The sequence below is a fragment of the Caballeronia concitans genome (assembly GCF_001544615.1).
Classification (GTDB): Bacteria; Pseudomonadota; Gammaproteobacteria; order Burkholderiales; family Burkholderiaceae; genus Caballeronia; species Caballeronia concitans.
Genome location: NZ_FCNV02000011.1, coordinates 188831 through 200966 on the forward strand (window position 1 = coordinate 188831; position 12136 = coordinate 200966).

12 protein-coding genes and 1 tRNA gene are annotated in these 12136 nt (G+C 62.8%); all 13 read left to right on the top strand.

Features of this window, described 5'->3' with window-relative positions:
• The first annotated feature begins 78 nt into the window (after positions 1–78).
• The 13 genes from AWB72_RS22320 to nuoF all read left to right on the top strand — a co-directional run bounded on the left by AWB72_RS22320 (position 79) and on the right by nuoF (position 12094).
• Positions 79–1359, top strand: coding sequence for a branched-chain amino acid ABC transporter substrate-binding protein (locus tag AWB72_RS22320; RefSeq protein WP_040051637.1), 1281 nt, complete (start codon positions 79–81; stop codon positions 1357–1359).
• Positions 1360–1542: 183 nt separating this feature from the next.
• Entirely contained in the window at positions 1543–1812 is a 270-nt protein-coding gene (gene rpsO / locus AWB72_RS22325) for a 30S ribosomal protein S15 (RefSeq protein ID WP_040051561.1), read from the top strand.
• A gap of 364 nt (positions 1813–2176) precedes the next feature.
• Positions 2177–4312 (top strand): polyribonucleotide nucleotidyltransferase, encoded by a 2136-nt coding sequence (pnp, locus tag AWB72_RS22330; RefSeq protein WP_040051562.1) that lies wholly within the window; start codon positions 2177–2179, stop codon positions 4310–4312.
• A gap of 208 nt (positions 4313–4520) precedes the next feature.
• A complete protein-coding gene (locus tag AWB72_RS22335) occupies positions 4521–5537 on the top strand; it encodes an NAD(P)H-quinone oxidoreductase (protein ID WP_208863170.1) in 1017 nt (338 codons plus the stop codon).
• Between the two features lie 187 nt (positions 5538–5724).
• The gene (tpiA, locus tag AWB72_RS22340; protein WP_040051639.1) at positions 5725–6498 is read left to right on the top strand and encodes a triose-phosphate isomerase; all 774 of its coding nucleotides are present in this window, start codon (positions 5725–5727) and stop codon (positions 6496–6498) included.
• Positions 6499–6578: 80 nt separating this feature from the next.
• Entirely contained in the window at positions 6579–6947 is a 369-nt protein-coding gene (secG, locus tag AWB72_RS22345; protein ID WP_040051563.1) for a preprotein translocase subunit SecG, read from the top strand.
• A gap of 127 nt (positions 6948–7074) precedes the next feature.
• Positions 7075–7159: transfer RNA gene (locus tag AWB72_RS22350), tRNA-Leu, on the top strand.
• Between the two features lie 176 nt (positions 7160–7335).
• Positions 7336–7695, top strand: coding sequence for an NADH-quinone oxidoreductase subunit A (locus tag AWB72_RS22355; protein ID WP_040051564.1), 360 nt, complete (start codon positions 7336–7338; stop codon positions 7693–7695).
• A 61-nt stretch (positions 7696–7756) separates the two neighbouring features.
• Positions 7757–8236, top strand: coding sequence for a NuoB/complex I 20 kDa subunit family protein (locus AWB72_RS22360; RefSeq protein ID WP_006052903.1), 480 nt, complete (start codon positions 7757–7759; stop codon positions 8234–8236).
• A 20-nt stretch (positions 8237–8256) separates the two neighbouring features.
• Positions 8257–8859 (top strand): NADH-quinone oxidoreductase subunit C, encoded by a 603-nt coding sequence (locus AWB72_RS22365; RefSeq protein WP_040051565.1) that lies wholly within the window; start codon positions 8257–8259, stop codon positions 8857–8859.
• 9 nt (positions 8860–8868) lie between these two features.
• Positions 8869–10122 (top strand): NADH-quinone oxidoreductase subunit D, encoded by a 1254-nt coding sequence (locus AWB72_RS22370; protein WP_040051566.1) that lies wholly within the window; start codon positions 8869–8871, stop codon positions 10120–10122.
• 167 nt (positions 10123–10289) lie between these two features.
• Complete coding sequence (gene nuoE / locus AWB72_RS22375) at positions 10290–10775, top strand: NADH-quinone oxidoreductase subunit NuoE (RefSeq protein WP_040051567.1); 486 nt, start codon at positions 10290–10292, stop codon at positions 10773–10775.
• Entirely contained in the window at positions 10772–12094 is a 1323-nt protein-coding gene (nuoF, locus tag AWB72_RS22380; RefSeq protein WP_040051568.1) for an NADH-quinone oxidoreductase subunit NuoF, read from the top strand. Before nuoE ends, nuoF begins: the two co-directional genes overlap by 4 nt.
• The last annotated feature ends 42 nt before the right edge of the window (positions 12095–12136 follow it).

The window sequence follows — 12136 nt, forward strand, 5'->3', positions numbered from 1 at the left end:
GCGAACCATGCGCCGTGCGCCTTGCATCGCGGACGCGCGTCGGCCTATGATCCGCGCTTTCTTCTCCCGGAAAGACCGATGGCAAGCGTTCAATTCAAAACGGCCTTGCGATGGCTCGCCGCATGCGTCGCGTCGATCTGCGTGCAGGCGAGCGCCGCCGATCTGCCGCCGATCAAGCTCGCGATGATCGAAGGCATGTCCGGCCCGTTCGCGAACGCGGGCGCGGCGGTCGAGCGCAATCTGCGCTTCGGCGTCGAGCGCGTGAATGCGAAGGGCGGCGTCCGGCTCGCCGATGGCATGCATCCGCTGCAGCTCGTCGTGCTCGACGGCAAGGGCAGCAGCGAAGCGAGTCTCGTGCAGTTGCGCGCGGCGATCGACGACAAGATCGGCTTCGTCATGCAGGGCAACAGCTCGGCGGTGGCGGCGGCGCTCGTCGCGGCCATCGACAAGCAGAACGCGCGCGAGCCGGATCACCGCGTCTTGTTCCTCAACTATTCCGCCGACGATCCCGCGCTCACCAACGACGCCTGCAGCTTCTGGCATTTCCGCTTCGACGCGCACGCCGGCATGCGCATGGACGCGCTCGCCGATGCGCTCGCCCGCGACCGCGCCGTGAAGAAGGTCTATCTGCTGAACCAGGACTACAGCTTCGGTCACGACGTCAGCCGCGAGGCGCGGCGCGCGTTGCAGGAGAAGCGGCCGGACGTCGCGATTACAGGCGACGAGTTTCATCCGATCGGGCGCGTGAAGGACTTCGCGCCGTACATCGCGAAGATTCGCGCGAGCGGGGCGGACGCGGTCATCACCGGGAACTGGGGCAACGACCTGACGCTGCTCGTGAAGGCGGCGCGCGAGCAGGGGCTCGACACGAAGTTCTACACGTTCTACGGCAACAGTCTCGGCGCGCCCGCCGCGCTGGGCGATGCCGGCGTGAAGCGCGTGATCGCCGTCGCCGACTGGCATCCGAACGCGGGCGGCGCGGCGTCCGACGCGTACTATCGGGCGTTCCGCGCGCGCTTTCCGGCTGCATCGGACGATTACCTCGTGCTGCGCATGCCGCTCATGATCGACATGCTCGCCACCGCCATGACACGCGCCGGCAGCGCCGACCCGCTCCTCGTTGCGCGCGCGCTCGAAGGCATGCGCTTCGATGGCTACGGCTTCCATCCGTCGACGATGCGCGCGTCGGATCATCAGCTCATCCAGCCCCTTTATGTGATGGAGATGGACAAGGCGGGCGCGCCGGGCGTGCAGTTCGACAATGAAGGCTCCGGCTACGGCTTTCGCACGCTGCTCGCCGTTCCCGCGGACGCGACCGCGCCGGCGACTACGTGCAAAATGGCGCGGCCGTCGCGATAGGCGCCGGAACCGTCCGCGTGACGGGGCGCGCTGTGCTATACTCTGCGCTTCGTTTTTGGCTCACCGAGCGCTTCATGCGCCAGGAGCGAATCCGAAAGGAGACGGGCTCAGTCGAGTCCGTCGATGCAACCCACGGCACGGCCTTTCTTCCGTGACCGCCTGTCTGTTTCAAAGGAAAAGCAAATGTCCGTAGCAGAAATCAAGAAGTCCGACGTCGTCGCTGAGTACGCGCGCGGCGCCAACGATACCGGCTCCCCCGAAGTGCAAGTCGCACTGCTCACGAGCCGCATCAACGAACTGACCGTCCACTTCAAGGCCCACACGAAGGATCACCACAGCCGCCGCGGTCTGCTGCGCATGGTGAGCCGCCGTCGCAAGCTGCTCGACTATCTGAAGGGCAAGGATGCGGATCGTTATCGCTCGCTGATCGAAAAGCTGGGTCTGCGCAAGTAATTGGCCCATAACGTGGCTTCGCGGCCAGCGTTCTAACGAAGTGCCTGTGTCAGTTCGCTGATGCAGGCATTTTGTTTTTGCGCGATCCGCTCGCGAAGTGGTGCCCGATCGCAGATCTATCGTCGGCACGCGCAGTTTGCTTTGGCAGTTTTCGCTTTACCCGGATGAGTCATCCGGTTCGATACCCGGTCCAGCCTCGCGGCAGAGCTTTGTGTCATTCCAGCGCGGCACCGCGCCGCTTTTCGCGCGTCGCGCTGGAATGGCATAACACACCTCTCAAGCGTGGCTCGGGGCCGCCCAGCCCAGCGCCGCTTGAGCCTCATGCGCTCGATCGAAGGCGCGGCGCAACATAGAAGGAGTCGCAATGTTCAATAAGATCGTCAAAGAATTTAAGTGGGGACAACACAACGTCCGCCTCGAAACCGGTGAAATCGCGCGTCAGGCGAGCGGTGCGGTCATCGTCGACGTGGAAGACACCGTCGTGCTGGCGACCGTCGTCGGCGCGAAGACGGCTAAGCCGGGTCAGGACTTCTTCCCGCTGACCGTCGACTATCTCGAAAAGACCTACGCAGCAGGCAAGATCCCCGGCGGCTTCTTCCGTCGCGAAGGCCGTCCGTCGGAAGGCGAAACGCTCATCTCGCGCCTGATCGACCGTCCGCTGCGTCCGCTGTTTCCGGAAGGCTTCTATAACGAAGTGCAGGTCGTGATTCACGTCCTGTCGCTGAATCCGGAAATCCCGGCCGACGTTCCCGCGCTGATCGGCGCGTCCGCCGCGCTCGCCGTGTCCGGCCTGCCGTTCAACGGCCCGGTCGGCGCCGCGCGCGTCGCGTACATCAACAACGAATACGTGCTCAACCCGACGCGCGCGCAGATGAAGGAATCGGCGCTGGATCTCGTCGTCGCGGGTACGGAGCGCGCGGTGCTGATGGTCGAATCCGAAGCGCAGCAACTGTCGGAAGAAGTCATGCTCGGCGCGGTGGTGTTCGGCCACGACCAGATGCAGACCGCCATCGACGCGATCCACGAGCTCGTGCGTGACGGCGGCAAGCCGGAATGGGACTGGCAGCCGGCCCCGAAGAACGAAGCGCTGATCGCGCGCGTGACGGAAATCGCGAAGCCGGAACTCGAAGCCGCTTACCAGCTGCGCAACAAGACGGCGCGCTCGACCAAGCTGAAGGAAGTCTACGCAGCGACGTCGGCGAAGCTGGAAGAAGAAGCCGCTGCGAGCGGCACGGCCGCCGCCGACAAGGCGACCGTCGGCAACGTGCTGTTCGACATCGAAGCGAAGATCGTCCGCACGCAGATTTTGAACGGCGAGCCGCGCATTGACGGCCGCGACACGCGCACGGTTCGTCCGATCGAAATCCGCACCGGCGTGCTGCCGCGTACGCACGGTTCGGCGCTCTTCACGCGCGGCGAGACGCAGGCGCTGGTGGTTGCCACGCTCGGCACGAAGGGCGACGAGCAAAGCATCGACGCACTCGAAGGCGAATACCGCGAGCGCTTCATGCTCCACTACAACATGCCCCCGTTCGCGACGGGCGAAACCGGCCGCGTCGGTTCGCCGAAGCGCCGTGAGATCGGCCACGGGCGTCTCGCCAAGCGCGCGCTGGTCGCGTGCCTGCCGAGCGCCGATGAATTCGGCTACTCGATCCGCGTCGTCTCGGAAATCACCGAGTCGAACGGTTCGTCGTCGATGGCTTCGGTCTGCGGCGGCTGTCTCGCGCTGATGGACGCCGGCGTGCCGATGAAGGCGCACGTCGCGGGCATCGCGATGGGCCTGATCCTCGAAGGCAACAAGTTCGCGGTTCTGACCGACATCCTCGGCGACGAAGATCACCTGGGCGACATGGACTTCAAGGTGGCCGGCACCGCGCAAGGCGTGACCGCGCTGCAGATGGACATCAAGATCCAGGGCATCACGAAGGAAATCATGCAGGTCGCGCTCGCGCAGGCGAAGGAAGGCCGCATGCACATCCTCGGCAAGATGACGACCGCCGTGCCGGGCACGAACACGGAACTGTCCGACTACGCGCCGCGCATGATCACCATCAAGATCAATCCGGAGAAGATCCGCGACGTGATCGGCAAGGGCGGTTCGGTGATCCGCGCGCTGACCGAAGAAACCAACACGACCATCGACATTTCGGACGACGGCGTGGTGACGATCGCGAGCACGAGCGCCGAAGGCATGGCCGAGGCGAAGAAGCGCATCGAGAACATCACGGCTGAAGTGGAAGTGGGTCAGGTCTATGAAGGTCCGGTGCTGAAGCTGCTGGATTTCGGTGCGATCGTGAACATCCTGCCGGGCAAGGACGGTCTGCTGCATATCTCGGAAATCGTCAACGAGCGCGTGAAGGACATCAACGACTATCTGAAGGAAGGCCAGATCGTGAAGGTCAAGGTCATCCAGACGGACGAGAAGGGCCGCGTGCGCTTGTCGGCCAAGGCGTTGCTGAACGAAGCCGCGCAGGCAGAGCCGACGCAGCCGCAGCAGTAATGCGGTAAGGTGTCGACGGCCGGCTCGCTGCTGCGAGCCGGCCGTTTTCATGTACGAGGGCGATCGGGCTATGCATTGTCCGATGCGTCATCGGACTCGATGGCAGTGTGGAGCGCGGATTGCTATTCGCGTGCGCACCGCCATCCGGTTCGAGCCGTTTCCATCGCCGTTTTCATCGATCAACTTGCCACGCATTCAGGGGAAAGCTATGAAGGCCATCGAAATCACTGAGTTCGGCGCACCCGAAGTGCTGAAACCGGGCGAGCGGCCGATGCCCGAAGCAGGCGAGTGCGAGGTGCTGATCAAGGTGTCGGCTTCGGGCGTGAACCGGCCGGACGTCTTTCAGCGCAAGGGCGCGTACGCGCCGCCTCCGGGCGCGTCCGATCTCCCGGGGCTGGAAGTGGCGGGCGAGATCGTCGATGGCGACTTCGATCCTAAGCACAACCCGTTCGGTCTCAAGAAGGGCGATCGCGTGTGCGCTCTGCTCGCGGGCGGCGGTTACGCGGAGTACGCGGTTGCGCCGCTCGAACAATGTCTGCCGGTGCCGGCGGGCCTTTCCGATGTGGAAGCCGCGTCGTTGCCCGAGACGTTCTTCACCGTGTGGAGCAACGTGTTCGAGCGCGCGCATCTGGGCGCCGGCGAGAACGGCGAGGAAGAGACGCTGCTCGTGCAGGGCGGATCGAGCGGCATCGGCGTGACGGCGATCCAGATTGCGCGCGCGCTCGGCTTTCGCGTGTTCGCCACCGCCGGCAGCGACGAAAAGTGCCGCGCGTGCGAGGCGCTCGGCGCGGAACGCGCGATCAATTACAAGACGGAAGATTTCGTCGAAGTGGTGAAGTCGCTGACGAACGATCGCGGCGTCGACGTCATTCTCGACATGGTCGCCGGCGACTATCTGCCGCGCGAGCTGAAGGCACTGGCCGACGGTGGGCGCATCTGCGTGATCGCGCTGCTTGGCGGTGCGAAGGCCGAAATCAATCTCAACGACATCCTGCGCCGCCGGCTCGTCATCACCGGCTCGACGCTGCGTCCGCGTCCTGTCGCGTTCAAGGCGAAGATCGCGGCGAAGCTGAAAGAGCGCGTGTGGCCGGAGATCGAAGCCGGGCGCATCAAGCCGGTGATCCACCAGGTTTTCCCGGCGAGCGAAGCAGCCGCTGCGCACGCACTGATGGAAAGCAGCACGCATGTCGGCAAGATCGTGCTCGACTGGCGCGAGGATGCGTAGCGGAGCATGCGCGAAGCCGACGGTTTTGGCGGTTTGACCGGTTTCGCCGTATCACAGTAAAATCGCCTGTTTTGTGAGCAGTTTGCAGTTCGTAGCGCTTCATTCCAATAACAAGGCGGCCAAGCGGCAAACAGGCCGTCTGATCGATAACAGGGGCGGCTCTCGCAAGCCGTCGAGCGACGAGACAATGTCCAGAGAACGAGCAAAACTGGTGGTGGGCAACTGGAAGATGCATGGTCGCATCAAGGACAACGCGGCCCTGCTGACCGAAGTCGCCGCGGGCGCATCGGCTTTGCAGAATGAAGTGAGCGTCGGCGTGTGCGTGCCGTGTCCGTATCTCGCGCAATCGCAGGCGCTTCTCGCAGGTTCGGTGGTGCGGTGGGGCGTGCAGGACGTGTCGGCGCATGCGCAAGGCGCGTACACCGGAGAGGTCGCCGCGGAAATGGCGGCCGATTTCGGCGTGACGTATGCGATCGTCGGGCATTCGGAGCGGCGTGCGTATCATCGCGAGTCGCCCGAGCTCGTCGCGGCGAAGGCGCGTCGCGCGCTGGATGCGGGTCTCACGCCCATCGTGTGTATCGGCGAAACGCTCGACGAGCGCGAATCCGATGCGACGGAGCAGGTGATCGGCGGGCAGCTCGATGCCGTGCTTCTCGTGTTGAGCGAGGAAGAAGCGGCGCGCATCGTCATCGCCTACGAACCGGTGTGGGCGATCGGCACGGGCAAGAGCGCAACCGCCGAGCAGGCGCAGAGCGTTCATGCGTTCGTGCGGGCGAAGCTGGTCGAGAAGGGTGCGGCTGTGGCGAGCGTGCCGGTGTTGTATGGCGGCAGCGTGAAGCCCGAGAACGCGCAGGAATTGTTCGGGCAACGGGACATCGACGGCGGGCTGATTGGCGGCGCGTCGCTGAAGTCGAAAGATTTTCTCGCGATCTGCCAGGCGGCGCGAACCGCGTTGCAGTGAGCGGTCGAGTGCAGGGCAGTGAAAAGAGTACGTCGCGGCACGTGAGTGTCACGGAAACATCAAGATCCAGGTGAGTTGAAATGCTGTATTTGAAGACATTGATTATCGTCGTCCAGTTGCTGTCGGCGCTTGGCGTAATCGGGCTCGTGCTGTTGCAACACGGCAAGGGCGCGGACATGGGCGCGGCGTTCGGCAGCGGCGCATCGGGCAGTCTGTTCGGCGCGACCGGATCGGCGAACTTTCTTTCGCGCACTACCGCCGTTCTCGCAGCGATCTTCTTCATCACGACGCTCGCGCTGACGTACCTCGGTAGCTACAAGCCGCAGGCGTCGGCTGGCGTGCTCGGCGGCGCGGCTCCGGTGCCCGCATCGGCTCCTGCAGCGGGCGCCTCGGCTCCGGCGGCATCGGCGCCTGTTGCGTCCGCGCCGGGCGCTGACGTGCCGAAATAACGTCCGGAACATTTTTTCGCGAATTTCGTGTTTTATGCGTTGAACAATTCTTGAGGCCTAGTTATAATTCAAGTCTTGAAGCGATTCGCGGCAATTAAGAAGTTGTTTTCCCGGATTGCAGTACAGTGCCGACGTGGTGAAATTGGTAGACACGCTATCTTGAGGGGGTAGTGGCGAAAGCTGTGCGAGTTCGAGTCTCGCCGTCGGCACCAAAAGTTATCCAATGCCAGCCGCTTGCATCGCTTCGGCTGGCATTGTCACTTCTGGAGTACGCTTACGTTATCGCGTGTATCGTGAGCGGTCCCAAGTGAATCCCACCGCCGGGTGGTCCGTCCCGGCAGACGTATCCAATCATCGACTGACCGAATCAACCAATCTGAGGATAGCCTTGAACCTCGCACCCTATTACCCCGTCTTCTTGTTTCTTCTGGTGGGCCTTGGTTTAGGTATAGCGTTGGTGAGCATTGGAAAGATTCTCGGTCCCAACAAGCCCGATACCGAAAAGAACGCGCCTTACGAGTGCGGCTTCGAAGCATTCGAAGACGCGCGTATGAAGTTCGATGTGCGTTACTATCTCGTCGCAATTCTCTTCATCATTTTCGACCTTGAGACGGCGTTCCTGTTCCCGTGGGGCGTAGCGCTGCGCGACATCGGCTGGCCCGGCTTCATGGCCATGATGATCTTTCTGCTCGAATTCCTGCTCGGCTTCGCCTACATCTGGAGAAAAGGCGGGCTGGACTGGGAGTAACGGGTAGATCACCGGATTCATGGGCGGCTTTGGCTGGCTGCTCATCTGGAGTGGAAATCAAATGAGTATCGAAGGGGTCTTGAAGGAAGGCTTTGTCACCACCACGGCTGACAAGCTGATCAACTGGACGCGCACCGGCTCGCTGTGGCCGATGACGTTCGGTCTCGCGTGCTGCGCGGTCGAGATGATGCATGCGGGCGCCGCCCGCTACGACCTGGACCGCTTCGGCGTGGTGTTTCGCCCGAGTCCGCGTCAGTCGGACGTCATGATCGTGGCCGGCACGCTGTGCAATAAGATGGCGCCCGCGCTTCGTAAGGTGTACGACCAGATGGCCGAGCCGCGCTGGGTCATCTCCATGGGTTCGTGCGCGAACGGTGGTGGCTACTACCACTATTCGTACTCCGTCGTGCGCGGCTGCGACCGGATCGTTCCGGTCGACGTCTACGTTCCCGGCTGTCCCCCGACGGCCGAAGCGCTGGTCTACGGCGTGATCCAGTTGCAGGCGAAGATTCGTCGCACCAACACCATCGCCCGTCAATAAAGGCCCAAGCCTCCCCAATTATGGCAAGCAAACTCGAGACCCTGAAGGCGAACCTCGAGGCGGCATTTGGCGGCCGTCTCCAGAGCATCACCGAGTCGCTGGGTCAGTTGACGGTCGTCGTCAAGGCGGCCGATTACCTCGAAGTCGCAACGAAGCTGCGTGACGACCGCTCGCTCGGCTTCGAGCAACTCATGGACCTCGCCGGCATCGACTATTCGACGTATGGCGACGGCGCTTACGAAGGCCCGCGCTTCGCGGCCGTTCTGCATCTTCTTTCCGTTTCGAACAACTGGCGTGTGCGCGTGCGCGTGTTCGCACCGGACGACGACGTGCCCATCGTCCCGTCGGTGGTCGACGTATGGTCGTCGGCGAACTGGTACGAGCGCGAAGCGTTCGACCTCTACGGCATCGTGTTCGAAGGCCATCCGGATCTGCGCCGCATTCTCACGGACTATGGCTTCATCGGCCATCCGTTCCGCAAGGACTTCCCGGTGACCGGCTTCGTCGAAATGCGCTACGACCCGGAAGAGAAGCGCGTCGTGTATCAGCCCGTTACGATCGAGCCGCGCGAAATCACGCCGCGCGTGATCCGCGAAGATCGCTACGGTGGCCTGAAACATTAAGAGAGCGTCATGGCAGAGATCAAGAACTACACGCTTAATTTTGGCCCGCAGCACCCTGCCGCGCACGGCGTGTTGCGCCTCGTGCTGGAACTCGACGGCGAAGTCATTCAGCGGGCGGACCCGCATATCGGCCTGCTGCATCGCGCGACCGAAAAGCTCGCGGAGAGCAAGACCTTCCTCCAGTCCGTGCCGTACATGGACCGTCTCGACTATGTGTCGATGATGTGTAACGAGCACGCTTACGTGCTCGCCATCGAAAAGCTGCTCGGCATCGATGTGCCGGTTCGCGCGAAGTACATCCGCGTGCTGTTCGACGAAATCACGCGCGTCCTGAACCACCTGATGTGGATCGGTTCGCACGCGCTCGACGTCGGCGCGATGGCGGTGTTCCTCTACGCGTTCCGTGAGCGCGAAGACCTGATGGACGTCTACGAGGCGGTGTCGGGCGCGCGCATGCACGCGGCTTACTATCGTCCGGGCGGCGTGTATCGCGATCTGCCGGATGCGATGCCGCAATACAAGGTCTCGAAGATTCGCAACGCGAAGGCGCTCGAGAAGATGAACGAGAACCGCCAGGGTTCGCTGCTCGACTTCATCGACGACTTCTTCACGCGTTTCCCGGGTTATGTCGACGAGTATGAAACGCTGCTCACCGACAACCGTATCTGGAAGCAGCGTCTCGTGGGTATCGGCGTGGTGAGTCCGGAGCGTGCGTTGCAGCTTGGCATGAGCGGCGCGATGCTGCGCGGCTCGGGCATCGAGTGGGATCTGCGCAAGAAGCAGCCGTACGAAGTCTATGACCAACTGGACTTCGACATTCCGGTCGGCGTGAACGGCGACTGCTACGACCGCTATCTGGTGCGTGTCGAGGAAATGCGGCAATCCACGCGCATCGCCAAACAGTGCATTGCCTGGCTGCGTGCGAATCCCGGCCCTGTGATGATCGATAATCACAAGGTTGCGCCGCCGTCGCGCGTCGGCATGAAGAGCAACATGGAAGAGCTGATTCACCATTTCAAGCTCTTCACCGAAGGCTTCCACGTGCCGGAAGGCGAGACGTACGCCACGATCGAGCATCCGAAGGGCGAGTTCGGCATCTATCTGGTTTCGGACGGCGCGAACAAGCCGTATCGCCTGAAGATCCGCGCGCCCGGTTATGCGCACCTCGCCTCGCTCGACGAGATGGCGCGAGGCCACATGATCGCCGACGCCGTGACGATCATCGGTACGCAGGACATCGTGTTCGGCGAGATCGATCGCTGATCCATCGCCCGCTGGCAGCACGGCGCGCTCGTCGGGCCGCCGTCGCCGGAAGTCGAAGCGGGAAGCGTAGAAGCAATTACAGGAAACCGCAGGACGCCAGGTCTGCCGCAATACGATGCTCGCGGCAGGTTTTCGTTCGGTAGGAATTGAAAGAGTCGTGTCTGAAAATGATCTCAGCTGAAGGCCTGAAAGAAATCGATCGTGCGATCGCCAAGTATCCCGCCGAGCAAAAGCAGTCGGCGGTGATGGCGGCGCTCGCTGTCGCTCAGGAGGAACACGGATGGCTGTCGCCGGAACTGATGAAGTTCGTCGCCGACTATCTGAGCATGCCGCCTGTCGCCGTGCAGGAAGTCGCCACGTTCTACACGATGTACGAGCTCGCGCCGGTCGGTAAGCACAAGATCACGCTCTGCACGAACCTGCCTTGCCAGCTGGGTCCGGACGGCGGTTCCGACAGCGCGGCGGAGTATCTGAAGCAGAAGCTCGGCATCGACTTCGGCGAGACCACGCCCGACGGCAAATTCACGCTGAAAGAAGGCGAGTGTTTCGGTTCGTGCGGCGATGCGCCCGTGATGCTGGTGAACAATCACCGCATGTGCAGCTTCATGAGCCGCGAGAAGATCGACCAGCTGATCGAGGAACTTTCGAAATGACGTCACTCCACGATCGTCACATCAAGCCGCTGATCCTCGCCGGCCTCAACGGCGAGAACTGGCATCTCGAAGATTACGTCGCGCGCGGCGGCTACAAGCAACTGCGCCGCATTCTCGAAGAAAAGATTCCGCCTGAGCAGGTGATCGCCGACGTCAAGGCGTCGGGTCTGCGCGGCCGTGGCGGTGCGGGCTTCCCGACCGGGCTGAAGTGGAGCTTCATGCCGCGTCAGTTCCCCGGGCAGAAGTATCTCGTCTGCAACTCGGACGAGGGCGAGCCGGGCACGTTCAAGGACCGCGACATCCTGCGCTGGAATCCGCACGCGCTGATCGAAGGCATGGCCATCGGCGCGTACGCGATGGGCATCACCGTCGGCTACAACTACATCCACGGCGAGATTTTCGAGGTCTATCGCGTGTTCGAAGCCGCGCTGGAAGAGGCGCGGGCGGCCGGTTATCTTGGCGCGAACATCCTCGGCTCCGGCTTCTCGTTCGAGCTCTACGCGCACCACGGTTACGGCGCGTACATTTGCGGCGAAGAAACGGCGCTGCTCGAATCGCTCGAAGGCAAGAAGGGCCAGCCGCGCTTCAAGCCGCCGTTCCCGGCGAGCTTCGGCGTGTACGGCAAGCCGACCACGATCAACAACACCGAAACGTTCGCGGCCGTGCCGTTCCTGCTGGAAATCGGCCCGCAGAATTACCTGGAAATCGGCAAGCCGAACAATGGCGGCACGAAGATTTTCTCCGTATCGGGCGACGTGAATCTTCCGGGCAACTACGAAGTTCCGCTCGGCACGCCGTTTTCGACGCTGCTGGAACTGGCGGGCGGCGTGCGCGGCGAATCGGTGAAGGCGGTGATTCCGGGCGGATCGTCCGCGCCGGTCGTGCCGGGCGCAGCGATGCTCGCCACCGACATGGACTACGATTCGATCGCCAAGCAGGGCTCGATGCTCGGCTCGGGCGCGGTCATCGTCATGAACGAGACGCGCTGCATGGTGCGCTCGCTGCTGCGCCTGTCGTACTTCTATTACGAAGAGTCGTGCGGTCAGTGCACGCCTTGCCGTGAGGGCACGGGCTGGCTGTATCGCGTGGTGCATCGCATCGAGCATGGTCTGGGGCGCAAGGAAGACCTGGATCTGCTGAACTCGGTCGCCGAAAACATCATGGGCCGCACGATTTGCGCGCTCGGCGATGCGGCGGCCATGCCCGTGCGCGGCATGCTGAAGCACTTCTGGAACGAATTCGAATATCACGTCGAGCACAAGCAGTGTCTCGTCGGCGGGCACGCGCATCATGCGGCGTCCGAAGCGCTTACCGCGTAATCAGGCGCACAGTCAGTTGCGCGAAAGAGGTTGAGGACCATT